General features: G+C 71.7%; 17 protein-coding genes. 12 read left to right on the top strand and 5 right to left on the bottom strand.

The genetic code is table 11. From position 1 onward, the window contains the following. Positions 1-312: 312 nt before the first annotated feature. Positions 313-1,815, top strand: coding sequence for an LCP family protein (locus GTY47_RS09035; protein WP_231911253.1), 1,503 nt, complete (start codon positions 313-315; stop codon positions 1,813-1,815). 52 nt (positions 1,816-1,867) lie between these two features. Here GTY47_RS09035 and GTY47_RS09030 read toward each other — a convergent pair whose 3' ends face one another. Next, positions 1,868-2,911, bottom strand: a complete 1,044-nt coding sequence (locus tag GTY47_RS09030) for a glycosyltransferase family 2 protein (protein WP_010034638.1) — start codon at positions 2,909-2,911, stop codon at positions 1,868-1,870. Positions 2,912-3,038: 127 nt separating this feature from the next. On the opposite strand from GTY47_RS09030, the gene GTY47_RS09025 reads away from it, so the two are divergent. Both GTY47_RS09025 and GTY47_RS09020 read left to right on the top strand, forming a co-directional pair. Further along, positions 3,039-4,523 (top strand): LCP family protein, encoded by a 1,485-nt coding sequence (locus tag GTY47_RS09025; protein WP_078602742.1) that lies wholly within the window; start codon positions 3,039-3,041, stop codon positions 4,521-4,523. Between the two features lie 122 nt (positions 4,524-4,645). Beyond that, on the top strand, positions 4,646-5,011 hold the full coding sequence (locus tag GTY47_RS09020) for a four-helix bundle copper-binding protein (RefSeq protein ID WP_010034636.1): 366 nt from the start codon (positions 4,646-4,648) through the stop codon (positions 5,009-5,011). Between the two features lie 58 nt (positions 5,012-5,069). On the opposite strand, the gene GTY47_RS09015 is transcribed toward GTY47_RS09020, so the two are convergent. After that, the gene (locus GTY47_RS09015) at positions 5,070-6,371 is read right to left on the bottom strand and encodes an LCP family protein (RefSeq protein ID WP_078602741.1); all 1,302 of its coding nucleotides are present in this window, start codon (positions 6,369-6,371) and stop codon (positions 5,070-5,072) included. Positions 6,372-6,463: 92 nt separating this feature from the next. Between GTY47_RS09015 and GTY47_RS09010 the strand changes: the two genes are divergently transcribed. After that, on the top strand, positions 6,464-7,048 hold the full coding sequence (locus GTY47_RS09010) for an acyl-CoA thioesterase (RefSeq protein WP_078602740.1): 585 nt from the start codon (positions 6,464-6,466) through the stop codon (positions 7,046-7,048). Positions 7,049-7,098: 50 nt separating this feature from the next. On the opposite strand, the gene GTY47_RS09005 is transcribed toward GTY47_RS09010, so the two are convergent. Beyond that, positions 7,099-8,256: an acyl-CoA dehydrogenase gene (locus GTY47_RS09005; protein ID WP_010034627.1), complete on the bottom strand. Its 1,158-nt coding sequence runs from the start codon at positions 8,254-8,256 to the stop codon at positions 7,099-7,101. Positions 8,257-8,444: 188 nt separating this feature from the next. Between GTY47_RS09005 and GTY47_RS09000 the strand changes: the two genes are divergently transcribed. The 6 genes from GTY47_RS09000 to GTY47_RS08975 all read left to right on the top strand — a co-directional run bounded on the left by GTY47_RS09000 (position 8,445) and on the right by GTY47_RS08975 (position 14,509). Beyond that, positions 8,445-9,788, top strand: a complete 1,344-nt coding sequence (locus GTY47_RS09000) for a UDP-glucose/GDP-mannose dehydrogenase family protein (protein ID WP_010034624.1) — start codon at positions 8,445-8,447, stop codon at positions 9,786-9,788. A 392-nt stretch (positions 9,789-10,180) separates the two neighbouring features. Further along, positions 10,181-10,819 (top strand): hypothetical protein, encoded by a 639-nt coding sequence (locus GTY47_RS08995; RefSeq protein WP_010034621.1) that lies wholly within the window; start codon positions 10,181-10,183, stop codon positions 10,817-10,819. Next, a complete protein-coding gene (locus GTY47_RS08990) occupies positions 10,816-12,144 on the top strand; it encodes a copper resistance protein CopC (protein WP_010034618.1) in 1,329 nt (442 codons plus the stop codon). The genes GTY47_RS08995 and GTY47_RS08990 overlap by 4 nt, the downstream gene beginning before the upstream one ends. Before the next feature lie 26 nt (positions 12,145-12,170). Next, on the top strand, positions 12,171-13,175 hold the full coding sequence (locus GTY47_RS08985; protein WP_010034616.1) for a plastocyanin/azurin family copper-binding protein: 1,005 nt from the start codon (positions 12,171-12,173) through the stop codon (positions 13,173-13,175). Between the two features lie 111 nt (positions 13,176-13,286). Beyond that, positions 13,287-13,784 carry a hypothetical protein gene (locus GTY47_RS08980; RefSeq protein WP_010034613.1) on the top strand — a complete coding sequence of 166 codons (498 nt, stop codon included), beginning with the start codon at positions 13,287-13,289 and terminating at the stop codon, positions 13,782-13,784. Between the two features lie 32 nt (positions 13,785-13,816). Continuing rightward, positions 13,817-14,509, top strand: coding sequence for a cupredoxin family copper-binding protein (locus tag GTY47_RS08975; RefSeq protein WP_010034609.1), 693 nt, complete (start codon positions 13,817-13,819; stop codon positions 14,507-14,509). 1 nt (position 14,510) lies between these two features. Here GTY47_RS08975 and GTY47_RS08970 read toward each other — a convergent pair whose 3' ends face one another. Then, positions 14,511-15,014: a CGNR zinc finger domain-containing protein gene (locus tag GTY47_RS08970; RefSeq protein ID WP_010034607.1), complete on the bottom strand. Its 504-nt coding sequence runs from the start codon at positions 15,012-15,014 to the stop codon at positions 14,511-14,513. 130 nt (positions 15,015-15,144) lie between these two features. Between GTY47_RS08970 and GTY47_RS08965 the strand changes: the two genes are divergently transcribed. Both GTY47_RS08965 and GTY47_RS08960 read left to right on the top strand, forming a co-directional pair. Beyond that, positions 15,145-15,516 (top strand): VOC family protein, encoded by a 372-nt coding sequence (locus tag GTY47_RS08965; RefSeq protein ID WP_010034606.1) that lies wholly within the window; start codon positions 15,145-15,147, stop codon positions 15,514-15,516. Positions 15,517-15,530: 14 nt separating this feature from the next. Then, positions 15,531-15,926 (top strand): VOC family protein, encoded by a 396-nt coding sequence (locus GTY47_RS08960; RefSeq protein WP_029180799.1) that lies wholly within the window; start codon positions 15,531-15,533, stop codon positions 15,924-15,926. A 12-nt stretch (positions 15,927-15,938) separates the two neighbouring features. Here the strand turns inward: GTY47_RS08960 and GTY47_RS08955 are convergent, their stop codons facing one another. Further along, positions 15,939-17,072, bottom strand: coding sequence for a dipeptidase (locus GTY47_RS08955; protein ID WP_010034603.1), 1,134 nt, complete (start codon positions 17,070-17,072; stop codon positions 15,939-15,941). Between the last annotated feature and the right edge of the window lie 99 nt (positions 17,073-17,171).

Raw genomic sequence — 17,171 nt, 5'->3', positions numbered from 1 at the left:
GCCCAGGGCCTGCCCACCATGACCCTGACCCTCGGCAAGGACTTCAAGGGCGCCGGCGTGAAGCTCGACGCCCCGGTCGAGGCCGCGGACGTGGAGAAGTCCACCGCCGACAAGGTGAAGTGCGCGAGTTGACCCGCTGAGGGCAACTGACAGGCCCGTCATGCGTCTAACAGGAGGCAGGACGGGCCTGTTGCATGCGCCGGGGGCGGGAAGGACCGGGAAGTGACGCAGAGCGGTGTGCGGGAGAACGAATCGCGGCAGGGCGTCCGCCGGGGACCGGGCCCGGGTGAGAGCAAGTCGGCGGCGGGTGGCGTGCCCGGCGGAGAGGGGCCGCCCCGGCGTCGGCGGCGGCTGCTGAAGTGGTCCGCGGCCGTGCTCGCCGTCCTCATACTCGGGACCGCCGGGGCCGGGTACCTCTACTACCGGCATCTCAACGGCAACATCAAGAAGGACGCGCTGAACCTCGGCGACAACAAGGTCGCCGCGCCGACCCCGAACGCCGCGGGGCAGACCCCGCTGAACATCCTGCTCATCGGCTCGGACGCGCGGGACACCGAGGAGAACCAGAAACTGGGCGGCGCCCGTGAGACGTTCGGCGCCGCGCCGCTGGCCGATGTGCAGATGCTGCTGCACCTGTCCGCCGACCGCACGAACATGTCGGTCGTCAGCATGCCCCGCGACACGCTCGTGAAGATCCCGAAGTGCACCGACCCGGACGACGGGAAGGTGTACGCCGGGACCCAGGGGCGGACCATGACCAACCAGAGCCTCGGGCACGGCGGCCCGGGCTGCACCGTGGCCACCTGGCAGGAGCTCACCGGCATCCACATCGACCACTTCATCATGGTCGACTTCGCGGGCGTGGTGGCGATGGCCGACGCCGTCGGCGGTGTCCCGGTGTGCGTCGACGCGAACATCCACTCCCGCACGTCCGACGGCAAGGGCTCGGGCCTGAAACTGGAGAAGGGCACCTCGTACATCCAGGGCGAGCAGGCCCTGCAGTGGCTGCGCACCCGCTACGGCTTCGAGGACGGCAGCGACCTCGCCCGCGCCAAGGCCCAGCACATGTACATGAACGCGATGGTCCGCCAGCTGCGCGAGAACGCCACCCTCAGCAGCCCCAACAAGCTCCGCCGACTGGCCGAGGAGGCCACCCGGGCGCTGACGGTCGACCCCGGCCTCGACACCGTCAAGAAGCTCTACGACCTCAGCGACGAGCTGCGCAAGGTCGAGCCGGCGCGCATCACCATGACCACGATGCCCAACCGGTACGTGGGCGCCCGCGTGGAACCGACGGAGGACGCCGAGCAGTTGTTCCGGCTGGTGCGGGAGGACATCGCGCTGGACGGCAAGGACACGGACCGGACGAAGGCCGCGGAGAAGGCCTCCGCCGACCCGGCCGCGGCCGACGACGAGATCGCCGTCCAGGTCCGCAACGGCACCCGCACCGACACCCTGGCCCCGGCGAGCGGGCGCGCGAGCACGGTGGCCGGGCTGCTGAAGGAGCAGGGCTTCGCCCAGGCCGTCGCCGACACCAAGGGCTCGTGGAGCGAGGACAGGACCCTCGTCCGCTACCCGAGCGCCGACCTGGAGGGCGACGCCCAGCGCGTCGCCAAGGCCCTGGGCATCCCGCTGAGTTCGGTGCAGCGGTCGACCGGCGTCTCCGGCGTCACCCTCGTCGTCGGCGCGGACTGGCGTACCGGCCCGGACTACAAGGCGCCGAAGCGGAACGACAAGACCCCGAAGTCGGCCGAGGCGCTCAACGGCGCGGACGACAAGGCCTGCATGCACGTGAACCCGGGCTTCACCTGGTGACGGAAACGGGCCCCTCCCGCGGTGGGAGGGGCCCGGACACGTGCGGCGTACGTCAGCCGGTGGCCGCGTCGGCGTCCGCCCGGACCGCCGGACGCCGGGAGGCGATGACCTTCTTCGCCAGCGACCGCGGGCTGGTCAGGAAGCCCCAGCCCCACGACATGTGCATCGTGGCCAGCGCCACGGGGATCTGGAGCCGCGCCTTGAGCGGCAGCCCCCTGCCCGCCGGGACCGAGCCGAGCAGGATCGCCGCGAGATAGCCGCCGGGCACCACGAAACCCCACGGCGTCAGCAGCGCGCCCACCAGGATCCCGGCCGCGATCGCGCACACGGCGGTCGGCGGGGCGAGGTAGCGCAGGTTGATCGAGCCCTCGTGGAAGCGGGCGACGACGTGCCGCCAGCGGCCGTAGTCCTTGTACTGCTTGGCGAGCGCCTTCACGCTCGGCCGCGGCCGGTACGACACCTTCAGCTCGGGCGAGAACCAGATGAGGCCCCCGGCCTCCCTGATCCGGAAGTTCAGCTCCCAGTCCTGGGCGCGGATGAACTCCACGTTGTAGCCGCCCTGCTGCTCCAGCGCCTCGCGCCGGAAGACCCCGAGGTAGACGGTCTCGGCCGGGCCCGCCTGTCCGCCCGTGTGGAAGGAGGCGTTGCCGACCCCTATCTTCGAGGTCATCGCGGCGGCGACGGCGTGCTCCCAGTCGTTCTCGCCCTCGGCGTGCATGATGCCGCCCACGTTCTGCGCGCCGGTCTCCTCCAGGAGCCGTACGGCGGTGGCAATGTAGTTGGGGGAGAGCATGCCGTGCCCGTCGACGCGGACGACGATCGGGTGGCGCGAGGCGTTGATCGCCGCGTTCAGCGCCGCGGGTGTACGGCCGGTCGGGTTCGGAACGGTATGCACGCGCGGGTCTTCGGCCACGAGCTCGGCGGCGATCTCGTCCGTGCGGTCCGTGGACGGACCGAGGGCGATCACGACCTCCATCTCGCCGGCGTACTCCTGCGCGAGGATCGCTTGGACTGCTCCCCGCAGATGCCGTTCCTCGTTGAGGACGGGCATGATCACGGAAACGGCGGGGAGCCGCACGTCGGGATTGGCGTTCATAGGGGCCTCACGTTACCGCGAACGGGGGACACCGGTGCGCGCCGCGGGGGCGATACCGCGGGCCGCAGATCGTATCGGCCTACGGTTTCACTGATCCCACGTACGGCCGTCGTCCGGAGGTGTCCTCTTGCCCACGCCGCCGCGGTCCCCTCGGTCCACCGCCGCCCCGCAGCGCCGCCCGCAGCACTCTCCCGGGCGCTCCCCGCGCAGGCCCGCGCCGCCCGCACGGCGCCGGAAGCCGCGCTGGGGCCTGCGGGTGGTCACCACCCTGTCCGTGGTGGTCCTCGCGTCCGCCGGTATCGGGCACGCGGTGATGACCAGCCTGGACGCGGACATCGCCCGGGTCGACCCCTTCAAGGACATGAAGAACCGGCCGCGGGCGGGCCACGGCATGAACGTGCTGCTGGTCGGCACCGACGGCCGCGAGAAGATCAGCGAGGAGGAGCGGCGGAAGTACCGGCTGGGCGGTGAGCCCTGCCACTGCACCGACACGATCATGATCGTGCACGTGTCGGCGGACCGGGAACGGGCGAGTGTGGTGAGCCTGCCGCGCGACTCGTACGCCGTGACGCCCGCGCACGTCGACCGTACGACGGGCAAGCGGCACGGCGGGCACCCGATCAAGCTGAACGCGGCGTACGCCGAGGGCGGGCCGCAGCTGACCGTGCGGACGGTCGAGAGCATGACGAAGGTGAAGATCGACCACTATCTGGAGGTCGACTTCACCAGCTTCATGCGGACGGTGGACGTGGTCGGAGGCGTGCGGATCTGTACCGCCGCCCCGCTCAGGGACAGCTACACCGGCCTGGACCTCCCGGCCGGGCGGCACACGCTGGCGGGCGGGCAGGCGCTCCAGTACGTACGCGCCCGCCACCTCGACGGGGCGTCGGACCTGGGCCGGATGCAACGCCAGCAGCGCTTCATGGCGGCGCTCGTGGAACGGATCACCTCCTCGGGGATCCTCCTCAACCCGTTGAAGTTCCGGGACGTGACGCGGGCGGTGCTCGGCTCGGTGCGGGCGGACAAGGGCTTCGGCACGCACGAGATGCTGGGCCTGGGCCGGGCCATGCGGAACTTCTCCCCCTCCTCCTCCGAGTTCACGACCGTCCCGATCGGGCAGATGGACTTCGCCGTGCAGGGCGTCGGCTCGACGCTGAAGTGGGACCCCGTCAAAGCCGAGCGGCTCTTCCGCGCCCTGCGCGAGGACCAGCCGCTGTCCGTGCACCGGCCGCGCGACGCGGCCCGGATCGTCCCGGTCGCCCCGCAGCAGATCCGCGTCCAGGTGGAGAACGGCACGGGCACGCCCGGCCTGGGCCGCCGTGTGGACGCGGCCCTGGCGTCGACGGGCTTCCGTACGACCCGGGCCCCGGTGAACGCCGCCGCCCGTGACGTGAAGCGCACGGTCGTCGCCTACGACCCCCGCTGGGACCGCTCGGCCAAGTCCCTCGCCGCGGCCCTGCCGGGCAGCGAACTCCGCCCGGTCAAGGGCCTGGGCGCGACCCTGAAGGTCATCGCGGGCACGGACTTCGAACGCGTGCGCAAGGTACGGGCCGGGGACGCGGGGCAGGGCGAGTCCGGGGTGGTGCGGGGGGATGAGGTGGCGTGCTCGTAGGGGCCGTGACGCACGCATGGCGGATTCCTTCCTTCCGCCCCGTGGCGGTCGGGCCCGGGCAGGCGTAGGACGGAAGGCACGAGGGCCGGCCCCCGGCTCTCGCCGTTCCCCCGGGAGGAATCATGACCCAGCAGCCCGCCACCATGGCCCCGCTGAGCAAGGAGATGCAGGACTGCGTCCAGGCGTGCATGGCCTGCCACAGCGTGTGTGAGGAGACCATGAGCTCCTGCCTGCAGATGGGCGGTCAGGCCCAGATGCAGATCATGCGCGCGGTCATGGACTGCGCCGAGATGACGCGTCTGTGCGCCGACATGATGATGCGCCGCTCGCCGCTGTCGGCCGAGATGTGCGCGATGTGCGCACGGGCCTGTGACATGTGCGCCGAGGCGTGTATGTCCATGCCGGACGACGCCCAGATGATGCGCTGCGCCGAGGCGTGTCGCCGCTGTGCCGAGACGTGCCGGTCGATGTCGGCCGCCGCGATGTGAGGACCGCCTCACAGCAGTCGGGGGCACCCCCGTGGGTGCCCCCGACGCGTGCCGTTGCTCAGTTGCCCGAGACGGTGACCGTCTCGTCGTTCTTCAGCTGGCTGACCAGCGTCTTCACCTTCGCGGTGTCCCACTGGAGGTTGCCGTTCGCGGAGTTGCCCGCGATCGGCATGTTCATGGACTTGCCGTCGCCGCCGCTGACGCCCTTCATCGCCCAGAACATCGACGCCAGGTCGAACAGGCCCATGTCCTTGTCGACCACGAGCGAGTCCAGGCCCGCGCCCATGGTCGGGTACAGCTTGAACGGGTTGAGGACCGTGCTCGGGGTGGCGACCTGGTTGGCCAGCGCGGAGAGGAACTTCTGCTGGTTCTTCGTGCGGTCCAGGTCGGAGCCGGCGAGCGCGTACCGGGTACGGACGAAGGCCAGGGCCTGGTCGCCGTTCAGGGTCTGCTTGCCCTTCTTGAAGTCCGCGCCGGACTTGGTGTCCTTGATGTCCTGCGGGATGTCCATCTCGACGCCGCCGACCGCGTCCACGATGTTCGCGAAGCCGGCGAAGCCGATCTCCACGTAGTGGTCGATGTGCAGGCCGGTGTTGGCCTCGACGGTACGGACCAGCAGCTCCGGGCCGTCCTCCGCGTACGCCGCGTTCAGCTTCGTCTGGCGTCCGGTGGCCGGGTAGAGCTTGCCGGAGTCGGAGCCCTTGTACGACGGGATCGTGACGTTCGAGTCACGCGGCAGCGAGATCAGCGTCGGGCCGTTGCCGCCGGTGTGCAGGATCATCATCGAGTCCGTGCGCTTGCCCTCGGCGGACCCGGTGTGCAGCTTCTTCTTCTCCTCGGCCGACATGCCTTCGCGGCTGTCGGAGCCGACGATGAGGTAGTTCGTGCCCTCGCCCGCCTCCGGCCGGTCGATGACCTTCGACAGGTCGACGTCACGGTTGAGCTTGGAATCGGCCCAGAAGTACGTGGCCACGCTCGTCACGACCAGCACCGTCACGAGCGTGATGGCCGTCACCTTGATACGGCGACGCCAGTTGGGCGCGGGGCGCGGCTCGTACATCCCGTCGCCAGGACCCCCGGGGCCTCTGCCGCCGGGCGAGCCGTAGACCTGGCCGGTGTTGTAGCCGCTGTCGTAGCCGTCGCCGGGGCCGTAGCCGCCGCCGTCGACGTACGAGGGCTGCTGCGGTACCCCGCTGCTGTACGGCGGGGCGCCGCCGTAGCCGGCCTGCCCGGGCGACGCCGCCGGACCGCGGCGGACCTGCCGCATGACACGGGCGCTCTCGGGCTGTGCGCTCGAGCTGCCGCGTCCGTAGCGGTTGCCGCGGTTGTCACCGGAGAATCCCTCGGGCCAATCATTCATGCGCCCCAGTGTGCAGGTCCCCGTAGTGGGCCATACAAGAGTCGTCGGAAAATCAGAGCACGGCTGTGGCGAAGCTGACACAAAACCCCCTCATGCCGCCTCGGCATAAGGTAGGGGCCATGACAGAGCAGGCCCCAGCTGCGGATTCCGGCACTCCGGATATCCCGGGCAAGCCGACTTCGGCCTCCCGCACCACCCTCAGCCACATCATGACCCACAACGACACGAACCTTCTGGGGACGGTGCACGGTGGCGTGATCATGAAGCTGGTGGACGACGCGGCGGGGGCCGTGGCCGGGCGGCACTCCGGCGGGCCGGCGGTGACGGCGTCCATGGACGAGATGGCCTTCCTGGAGCCGGTCCGCGTCGGTGACCTGGTCCACGTCAAGGCACAGGTCAACTGGACCGGCCGCACCTCCATGGAGGTCGGCGTCCGCGTCCTGGCCGAACGCTGGAACGAGTCCGCCCCGCCCACGCAGGTCGGCTCGGCCTACCTCGTCTTCGCGGCCGTCGACTCCGACGGCAAGCCCCGCCGGGTCCCCCCGGTCCTCCCGGAGACCGAACGCGACAGGCGCCGCTACCAGGAGGCCCAGATCCGCCGCACCCACCGCCTGGCCCGCCGCCGGGCGATCATGGAGCTGCGGGAGAAGCGGGCGGCGGAGGGCTTCGAGGACTAGCGAGCCTCCGCCCAGGCGGGCGGAGGCTCGCTCGGTCGTCCACGTGCCTGTTACGGCAGGTTCCTGGCCATCACGATGCGCTGGACCTGGTTCGTGCCCTCGTAGATCTGGGTGATCTTGGCGTCGCGCATCATGCGCTCCACCGGGTAGTCGCGGGTGTAGCCGTAGCCGCCGAGGAGCTGGACGGCGTCCGTGGTGACCTCCATGGCCACGTCCGAGGCGAAGCACTTGGCGGCGGCGCCCAGGTAGGTGAGGTCGGCGTCGCCGCGCTCGGAGGCGGCGGCGGCCTGGTAGGTGAGGGCGCGGGCGGCCGAGATCTTCATGGCCATGTCGGCGAGCATGAACTGGATGCCCTGGAAGTCGGCGATCGGCTTGCCGAACTGCTTGCGCTCCTTGACGTAGCCCTTGGCGTAGTCGAGGGCGCCCTGGGCGATGCCGAGGGCCTGGGCGGCGATGGTGATGCGGGTGTGGTCGAGGGTCTTCATCGCCGTGGCGAAGCCGGTGCCCTCCTCGCCGATCATGCGGTCGGCGGGGACGCGGACGTTGTCGAGGTAGACCTCGCGGGTGGGCGAGCCCTTGATGCCGAGCTTCTTCTCCGGGGCGCCGAAGGAGACGCCCTCGTCCGACTTCTCGACGACGAAGGCCGATATGCCCTTGGAGCGCTTGGCCGGGTCCGTGACCGCCATCACCGTGTAGAACTCGGACTCGCCCGCGTTGGTGATCCAGCGCTTCACGCCGTTGAGGACGTAGTGGTCGCCGTCGCGGACGGCCTTCGTCTTCATGCCGGCGGCGTCGGAGCCGGCGTCCGGCTCCGACAGGCAGTACGAGAACATGCCGTCGCCCTTGGCGAGCGGGGCCATGTACTTCTTCTTCAGCTCCTCGGAGCCGGAGAGGATCACCGGGAGCGAACCCAGCTTGTTCACCGCGGGGATGAGGGAGGAGGAGGCGCAGACCCGCGCGACCTCCTCGATGACTATGACGGTGGCGAGCGCGTCGGCGCCCGAGCCGCCGTACTCCTCGGGTACGTGCACGGCGTGCAGGTCGTTCGCGACCAGCGCGTCCAGCGCCTCCTGCGGGAAGCGGGCCTCCTCGTCCACCGCGGCGGCGTACGGCGCGATCTTCGCCTCGGCCAGCGAGCGGACTGCGTCGCGGAGCATGTCGTGCTCCTCGGACGGGCGGTACAGGTCGAAGTCAGCCGATCCGGCCAAGGTCTCTCACGCTCCAAAACGCTGCGATGCTGGCGCTAACTACCGTTAAGTAATCAAAAGTTTATGGGGTCGCCCACGGGAGGGATACGTGAGCTAGACGACAGCGGGAAAGTTGCCCCGTGAAGCGCGCTCCCATGCCCCGGCTATGCTCGGGCGCGCACCACATGCCGTAGACCCCTGGAGCACCCATGGCCCTGAAGATCACCGTGATCGGCACCGGTTATCTCGGCGCGACTCACGCGGCGGCCATGGCCGAGCTGGGCTTCGAGGTGCTGGGACTCGACGTGGTGCCGGAGAAGATCGACAAGCTCCGGCGGGGCGAGGTCCCGATGTACGAGCCGGGTCTCGAGGAGCTGCTGCGCAAGCACGTCGCCGGGATCGAGGGATCCAGCGGCCGACTGCGGTTCACCATGGACTGGGCCGAGGCAGGGGAATTCGGCGACATCCACTTCGTCTGCGTGAACACCCCGCAGCGGCACGGCGAGTACGCCTGCGACATGTCGTACGTCGACTCCGCCATCTCCTCGCTCGCACCGCATCTGACGGGCCCCGCCCTGGTCGTCGGCAAGTCGACCGTGCCCGTGGGCTCGGCCGACCGGATCGCCGCCTACCTGGCCGAGCACGCACCGGCCGGCGAGGACGCCGAGCTGGCGTGGAACCCGGAGTTCCTGCGCGAGGGCTTCGCCGTCAAGGACACCCTGCACCCCGACCGCATCGTGGTCGGCGTGCGCAGCGAACGCGCCGAGAAGCTGCTGCGCGAGGTGTACGCCACGCCGATCGCCGAGGGCTCCCCCTTCGTGGTCACGGACTTCCCGACCGCCGAGCTGGTGAAGACCTCCGCGAACTCCTTCCTCGCCACCAAGATCTCGTTCATCAACGCCATGGCGGAGGTGTGCGAGGCCGCGGGCGGCGACGTCGCCAAGCTGGCCGAGGCCATCGGCTACGACGACCGGATCGGCAAGAAGTTCCTGCGGGCCGGGATCGGCTTCGGCGGCGGCTGTCTGCCGAAGGACATCCGGGCGTTCATGGCGCGCGCCGGCGAGCTGGGCGCGGACCAGGCGCTGACCTTCCTGCGGGAGATCGACTCCATCAACATGCGCCAGCGCGGGCAGATGGTCGAGCTGACCCGGCAGGCGCTGGGCGGCGGGCCGTTCCTCGGCAAGCGCGTCGCGGTACTGGGCGCGACCTTCAAGCCCGACTCGGACGACGTCCGGGACTCCCCCGCGCTGAACGTCGCCGGGCAGATCCACCTCCAGGGCGGGCAGGTCACGGTCTACGACCCCAAGGGCATGGACAACGCCCGCCGCGTCTTCCCGACCCTCGGCTACGCCGACTCGGCGCTGGATGCCGTACGCGGTGCCGACATCGTGCTGCACCTGACGGAGTGGCGGGAGTTCCGCGAGCTGGACGAGGAGGCGCTCGGCGAGGTCGCCGCGGCCCGGGTCATCCTCGACGGCCGCAACGCCCTCGACCCGGAGCGCTGGCGCAAGGCCGGGTGGACGTACCGGGCGATGGGCCGACCGACCGCCTGAGAACGGGTTCCATGAATTCCTGACGGCTTTCGCGGAGTTCCGGGAATTCTCGCGGGATCGGTGAAGAAACCGAGCGAAACTGCGGGGATCTTCTGTGCGCGTTGCGCTGTCGCGCCCGGCTGCCGAGGCCGCGCTCGGGCAGGTCCGCCAAGGCCAGCGGCCTTCTCCGGCCATGACCTGTGCCGCCTTCCCCGAAATCATCAATATGAGTTCGAATTCCATTCGAGCGGCACGCGGAATCGACCCTTCTCACGGACCGGCCCGCCGGGAGAGAGGGTCAGGCAACAATCGATTAACCGACGCGTAGTTGCGCGGAATCCCCCTTCCACTCCACTGGTCGTCATTCGCCACACCTTCCATTTGGCTTGATCTGACCATGCCAGGAGTACCCCATGCCCTTGTTCTCCCGGGCGGAGTGGCCGCGGGATCACCGCGACGAGTTGGTGGCCGGCGCGCTCGTCGGCGCCGTGATCATCGTGCTCGGTTACGCGTCGGGCATCGGTGCCCCCTCCGCCTCCGGCAGCACGCAGACCGCCGCTCCCCCCGCATCACCGCCCGCGGCCACCGCGCCGGCGAACCCCACACCGGCCGCGCCGGGCGGACCCGGCGTATCCGATCCGGGCGCCGGGGCGGGCCAATTCCCCATCGGTGACGGCCAGTTGCCTGGATACGGCGGAATCGGCGCGGGCACCGGGTACGGCACCGGCGGCGCGGACGGTTCCGGCCACACCGGCCACACGAACTCCCCGCCCTCCGACACCGGCTCCCCCTCCCCGTCCCCCACGCCCACGCCCACGCCCACGCCCACGCCCACGCCGTCGGGGTCCGCCCCGGCCGACGGCGACACCTGCGAGGACGGCGAGGTCACCCTCGTACAACCGCTCCTCGGCGGGCTCACCGAGCCCGTGTTCGGGCTGCTCGACGGCGCGAGCCAGACGCCCGCGCCGCAGCCCTCCCCCTGTGTCGGCCTGGCCCCGGTCGGCAGCCTCCTCGGCGGCATCATGTCCCCCCGGCCGGAGGCGACCCCGTGACCACGACCGTCCGCCGCGCCCTGCTCCTGCTCCTGCTCACCCCGCTCCTCTACGTCCTGGCCGGTGCGCCCCAGGCCGCCTCCGCCCACACCGAGCTGGTCTCCTCCTCCCCGAAGGACGGGGCCAACCTGAAGAAGACCCCCGACCACCTCACGCTCACCTTCGACGAGGCCGTCGACCTCGCCGACGTCCGGGTGCTGACGGTGGGCGGCGACCGGCTCCCGGTGTCCCGTGCGCCGGGTGGCGGGGCCGACGCCGTCCGGGTCGCGCTCGCCGCCCCGGAGCACGGTGAGCTCGCCGTCGTCTGGTCCGTCGTCGACGCGGAGGACGGACACGCCTCCTCCGGCCGGATCACCCTCACCGTCGGCGCACCGGCCGCCAGGACCGGCGGCGACGAGGCCGCCGCTCCCACCCCCTCCCCCTCGGTGCGCAAGGGCCTGGTCGCCGCCCGCTGGGCGGGCTATCTCGCGCTGGCCCTGTTCGTCGGCGGTCTCGCCTTCGTCGTACTGCTGTGGCCGCGCGGCGCGGACGAGCCGCGGTCCCGGGCGCTGCTCGTCTTCGCCTGGGTGGTGGGCCTGATGGCCACCGTCGCGAGCATCGGCCTCCAGGGCGCCTACGGCACGCTCGGCGGACCGCGGGACGCGCTGCGCCCGAGGACGTACGCCGATCTGCTGGCCACCGAGCCCGGGGTCGTGCTCGCCGCGCGGGCTCTGCTGTGGGTGCTGGCGGCCGTGGTGCTCGGCGCCCTGCTCCAGGGCGGGGCCCGCACCTCCCGCTCCCCGGGCTGGCGGGTGGGCGCCCTCGCGGTGGCGTTCGGGCTGCTGCGGACGACCGGCATGACGGGCCACAGCTCCGAGGGCGCTAAGCCCACGTGGGGTGCCGTCGCCGACTTCGTCCATCTGCTCGGCGCCTCGCTGTGGATCGGCGGGCTGGCCGTGCTCGCGCTGGCCGTGCTGCCGCGTCGGCGAGCCCGGGAGCTGGCGGTGGTGGTGCCGGGTTACTCGCGGCTCGCGGCGGTGAGCGTCACCGGGATCGTCGGCGCCGGGCTGGTGCTCGCCTGGCAGGTGGTGGGGTCGTACGACGCCCTGCTGCACACCTCGTACGGGCATCTGCTCCTGCTGAAGACGGGCGTGCTCGGAGCCGTCCTGCTCGCCGCGTTCGCGAGCCGCCAGTGGGTGCGCACCCGCCTCGATCTCGCCGTGCTGCTGCGCGGCGACGCCGCCACGGTGCGGCCCTTCGGTTACTCGGTCGCGGTCGAGACGGGGCTCGTCCTCGTCGTGCTCGCCGTGACGAGTCTGCTGGTCACGGCCGACCCCGGCCGCTGAACTCCCCCCAAGCACAAGGAGTCGAAGTGAAACGAAGCAACGAGAGCGACGAGACCGGTCACGGGCGGCGCAGGCCGCCCGCCGGGAACCGGGGTCTGCTCGTCGCCGGGCTCGGCGCGGCGCTGGCCGCGGTGCTCAGCCTCGGGCTGCTGAGCGCGGTGTCGGGTTCCGGTTCCTCGGAGCAGACCACGGGCGCGGCTCAGGCGCCCGTGGCCGCTGCCGAGGCGCAGCCCGCCGCCGCCAAGGCCGACTACCAGGTCGACATCATGGGCAACAAGTTCGGCGACGGGAAGCAGCTCGTCGTCGAGGTCGGCCAGACCGTCCGGTGGACCAACCACGACAGCGTGCCGCACACCGTCACCACCACCAAGGCCCCCGTGAAGTTCGACTCGGGGACGCTGGAGCAGGGCGACTCCTGGTCGTACACCTTCACCAAGGCGGGCACGTACGAGTACTACTGCGCGGTGCACCCGGACATGGTGGCGTCGGTGAAGGTCGTCGAGGGCTCCGGCGGCGGTGGCGGCGGATCGACGCCCGCCCCCACGCCCACGCCCACACCCACGCCCGCACCCACGGCCCCGCCCACGACCGGCCCCACGCCCACTCCCCCCTCGTCACCGACCCCGACGCCGACTCCCACGGGCGGTACCGGCGGTGGCGGCTCCGGTGACGACGAGCAGTGCACCAGTGTCCAGAACGTGCTGCTGCCGATCCTCCAGCACCTCTACGTGGCACACCTGGAACGGTCCCCGGGCGAGCAGGTGCAGGACGCACTCGCGCTCGACTCGTACATCAAGATGCACACGGTGTGGGTCGAGAGCATCCTCAAGCCCGCCGTCGAAGGCGGCGGCACCGTGCTCGACGACACCCTCAGCGTGCTGCTGAACCACGTCAACAAGGCACATCTGGAGGAATCGCCCGGACAGCAGGTCACGGACCTGCTCAACCCCGACAGCTACGTGAAGATGCACACCGTCTGGGCCGGGCAGATGCTCACGCCCACCACGGACTTCCTCACGGACAACTGCTGACGGGACGCAGGTGGACGCCGCTCCGGCCGGGGCTCAGCCGGCCGGAGCGGCGCCCGCTCCATTCTCCACACCATCGCCATGCTTCGGGAACCGCTTTCCAAGGAGACCGGGATGACGACCGTCACCCTGCCCACCGCCCCTCCCCCGCCACACTCGCGCGACGGCGCCGGCCGCCGGCTGCCGCTGCCCGGCCGGTACACCGTGGCCCCCGGCCGCTCACTCACCGAACTCACCGCCTGGTACGGGCCGTTGCCGGTCCTGCGCCGTCGGGTCACGCTCGGCGAGGCGTCCCTCACCGTGCCGGAGGACGCCGAGCGCCCTTCCTTCCGCTACGAGTTCGACGACCGCCGGCTTTCCGCCGTGCTCACCTCGGAGCAGGTCGACGAGGTCCACGGCCGTCTCCAGCTCACCGGCGACCTCGACCTGAACGGCGTCGCCTTCCCCGTCCTGATGCGGCTGCGGGTGGTCGAGCGGGCCGACGACCGGCTGCTGGTCGTGGGACACGCCCGGCTGCCGTACCGGCTGCTGCGCCGGGCCACGGGGTTCCGGCTGCCGTGGCGCCGGCCGGCCACCCGGCTGCGGCTGCTGGTCGCGGCGGAGTTCTCGTGAGGGCGGCCCGACGGACGGCCCGGGGTGCCGCCGTGTCCGCCGTCCTGACGCTCCTCGCCCTGCCGCTGCTGCCGGCCGGGCAGGCGTCGGCGGCCTCGTACAGCGTGACGATGAAGGGGTACGCCTTCTCGCCCGCGCGCCTGAGCGTCCCGGCCGGGTCCACGGTGACGTGGACCAACCAGGACACGGCGCCGCACGACGTGAAGACCACCTCGGGCCCGGTCTCGATCCACTCCCCGATGCTCGACAAGGGGCAGAGCTGGAGCTTCACGTTCACCACAGCCGGGTCGTACGGCTACGTCTGTACCGTCCACCCGAACATGACGGCCGGGATCACGGTCCGCGCGGCGGCACCGGCGACGACGGCGGCACCGACGGCGCACGAGCACACCGGCTCCTCCTCGGGACACCGGGAGACCGCGCCGAGCCACACCACGCCGGGCAGCGGGACGCCGACGATGCGCATGCCGTCCTCGTCGCCGTCCTCCACCGCGTCCACCGCCTCCCCGGCGGCCGCGGCGGGCCAGTCACCGCCGGCGGCCCCGGCGTCCCCGGCCGCACAGGTCGCGCAGCAGCCGCAGACCCAGACGACCGCCTCCACCACCCGCCCGCTCGACCCGCTGCTCGTGCTGACCGGCATCGTCGCCGGTGTCGCGGTGCTGTGCCTGCTCCTGGTCGGCTCCCGGGCGTCGGCTCCCCGGGCACCGCGGGAGGAGGAGGCGTAGGTCAGCCCTTCGCCCGGTAGCGGCGCATCTTCGCCCGGGCCCCGCAGACCTGCATCGAGCACCAGCGGCCCCGGCCGGCCGGACTGCGGTCGTAGTACGCCCAGAGGCAGTCGACGGCCTCGCAGGCCTTGAGCCTGCTCCAGGTGCCGGCGATCAGGGCCTCGGCGACGGCGGCCGCGACGCGGGAGAGCAGGGGGCCCTCGTCGGCCGGGGCGAGGGTCGCCGAGCCGTCGCGCCGGTCGACCGCCACCAGCAGCGGCGCCCCGGCCAGCAGGTCGCCCAGAGGAGTCACCTCGCGGTGCGGCGGGTGCCCCGCGTGGGCGAGCAGGACCGCGCGCAGGGACTCACGCAGGGCCCGGGCGTCCTCGACCCCGTCCCGCGTGATCCCGAAGCGCGCCCGGCCCTCCGCCGTGTCCAGCGCGTCGGCACCCGACTCGATGTCCAGCGTGTTCACCAGGGCCTCGACCAGGGCCAGGCCGCCGGGCGCGGGCGATCTCTCCGTCATGGCTGGACCGTACCTCTCGCTTTTCCCCTTGCGAGGTTACCGCCAATGCGGGAGCATGCAGTAACGGTTACTGGTTGCCAGCTCGTGCTGGTAACAACCGGAAGGTAACGGCCGCTTCAAGGAGGAAGTCATGGCTCTCGCCGAGCTGGGTGTCGTCGTCCTGGACTGTCCCGATCCGCGCGCACTCGCGGGCTTCTACGCCGAGGTGCTCGGCGGCACTCCCACGGTGGAGGCCGACGACTCGGGCGAGTGGGTCGACCTGAAGGTGCCGGGCGGAGCGGCGCTGGCCTTCCAGGAGTCCCCCGGGTACGTACCGCCGAAGTGGCCGTCGCCCGACGGCTCGCAGCAGTTCCACCTCGACCTGGTCGTGGAGGACCTGGACGCGGCCGAGAAGGGTGTGCTGGCGCTCGGCGCCAAGCCGCTGGACGCCGACGACCGGACGCGGACGTTCCGGGTTTACGCCGACCCGGCCGGGCACCCGTTCTGCCTCTGCGCCTGCTGACACCGGGAGGCCCCATGCCTGCTGTGGCACGTTTCCGTTCCGTCGTCGTCGACTGCCCCGACCCGCGCGAGCTGGCCCGTTTCTACGCGCAGGTCGGGGGCGGGACGCCCGAGGACGACGACCCCGACTGGGTGGTGCTGCGGATCCCCGACGGGCCGCGGCTCGCCTTCCAGCGCTCTCCCGGCTACACCCCGCCGGAGTGGCCCCGGGCCGACCGCAACGCCCAGCAGTTCCACCTGGACTTCGACGGCGGGTCGACCTGGGAGGAGATCGACGCGGCCGAGGAGCGGGTGCTGGCGCTGGGGGCGCGGGTGCTGGACCGGGAGGACTACGAGAAGAAGGACTTCCGGGTGTACGCCGACCCGGTGGGGCATCCGTTCTGCCTGTGCCGGATCGAGCACACCGCCTGAGTCACCTGCCGGTCACCCGTCCAGCTCGGAGATGGTCGCCGTCGACGGCTCGCGTCGCTGCTGGGCGGTGCGGGCGGTGATGTCGGCGCCACACAGGACCCGCTGGACGTTGCCCCAGGTCAGCAGGGCCACATCGGCCTCGTCCCAGCCGCGCCGCAGCAGCTCGGCGATCAGCCGCGGATAGCAGGAGGTGTCGCCGAGTTCCTGCGGGTGGGCCGAACCCGAGTCGTACGTGCCGGACAGTCCGACGCAGTGCGCACCGGCCACGCCCCGGATGTGGTCGAGGTGATCGGCGACGTCACGGACGGTAGGCCCGGTCTGCTCGGCCGTCAGCGGCACCATGCACAGCCCCTTGGCCGCGCCCAGTTCCGCCAGCAGGTCGTCGGGCAGGTTGACCGGGTGCGGCCGCAGGGCCCGGGCGGCGGAGCGGCTGAACAGCACGGGTGCCCGGGAGAGGCTCAGCACGCGGCGGACGGTCGGCACGGAGGCACCGGAGAGGTCAGGGATCACGCCGATCCGGTTCATCTCGCGGACGACCTCCTCGCCGAACCGCGTCAGCCCCGCGTCGCTCGCCCAGGACACCCCGGTCAGCGTCAGCACGCGCAGGCCGAGGAAGTGCAGCTGGCGCAGGATGCCCAGCGAGTCACCCACGGCCGAGGCCCCGGCGGGACCGAGGAGCACGGCGACGCGGCCGCAGTTGCGGGCGTCGGTGACCTGCCCCGCCGTACAGGCCGGCCGCAGTCCCTCGCCGCAGTTCCGGGCGACGGTCTTGGCCAGGTCCAGCTGCTCCAGGGTGGCGCCGACGGCCCGGTCGCCGTCCAGGCCCTCGGGCAGGTGCAGTGACCAGAACATCGCGCCCACCCGCCCGCGGCGCAGGCGGGGCACGTCCGTGGCGACGGTGCTCTCGCCCTCCTCCAGGTCGTAACAGGACAGGCGCTTGAGCGCCCAGGGCAGTCCGTTGTAGCCGTCGGCGACGGGGTGGACGGCGAGGATGGCGTGGGCTCGGGTCAGCGGCGCGTCGTCCGGATCGGAGACGGGCTCATAGGGCTCCGCAGCCATGGCGGACCCGTCGGCGTACGGCTCGGACAGGTCGTCGAACTCACCGGCCGCGGCGGTGGGGCGCAGGTCGTCCTGGAGGTCTGCCATGGCGGCTCCGTACGGTCGTTCGTGGCGTACGGTCACCGTCGCACGGAGCGCTGGGGGGTTCCTGGTGGGCGGCGCGTTCGGAGTACGGCCCCGACCTCG

The sequence above is a fragment of the Streptomyces sp. SID5464 genome (assembly GCF_009862985.1).
GTDB classification, from domain to species: Bacteria; Actinomycetota; Actinomycetes; order Streptomycetales; family Streptomycetaceae; genus Streptomyces; species Streptomyces chartreusis_D.
Note: the sequence above shows the minus strand (reverse complement) of the source record. Positions and strands in the feature narration are given on the sequence as shown.

Coding starts and splice junctions, on each gene's coding strand:
- GTY47_RS09015 (WP_078602741.1), bottom strand. CDS start 6,371: ATGAATGATTGGCCCGAGGGATTCTCCGGTGACAACCGCGGCAACCGC.
- GTY47_RS09020 (WP_010034636.1), top strand. CDS start 4,646: ATGACCCAGCAGCCCGCCACCATGGCCCCGCTGAGCAAGGAGATGCAG.
- GTY47_RS08960 (WP_029180799.1), top strand. CDS start 15,531: ATGCCTGCTGTGGCACGTTTCCGTTCCGTCGTCGTCGACTGCCCCGAC.
- GTY47_RS08965 (WP_010034606.1), top strand. CDS start 15,145: ATGGCTCTCGCCGAGCTGGGTGTCGTCGTCCTGGACTGTCCCGATCCG.
- GTY47_RS09000 (WP_010034624.1), top strand. CDS start 8,445: ATGGCCCTGAAGATCACCGTGATCGGCACCGGTTATCTCGGCGCGACT.
- GTY47_RS08995 (WP_010034621.1), top strand. CDS start 10,181: ATGCCCTTGTTCTCCCGGGCGGAGTGGCCGCGGGATCACCGCGACGAG.
- GTY47_RS08970 (WP_010034607.1), bottom strand. CDS start 15,014: ATGACGGAGAGATCGCCCGCGCCCGGCGGCCTGGCCCTGGTCGAGGCC.
- GTY47_RS08980 (WP_010034613.1), top strand. CDS start 13,287: ATGACGACCGTCACCCTGCCCACCGCCCCTCCCCCGCCACACTCGCGC.
- GTY47_RS09010 (WP_078602740.1), top strand. CDS start 6,464: ATGCCGCCTCGGCATAAGGTAGGGGCCATGACAGAGCAGGCCCCAGCT.
- GTY47_RS08955 (WP_010034603.1), bottom strand. CDS start 17,072: ATGGCAGACCTCCAGGACGACCTGCGCCCCACCGCCGCGGCCGGTGAG.
- GTY47_RS09030 (WP_010034638.1), bottom strand. CDS start 2,911: ATGAACGCCAATCCCGACGTGCGGCTCCCCGCCGTTTCCGTGATCATG.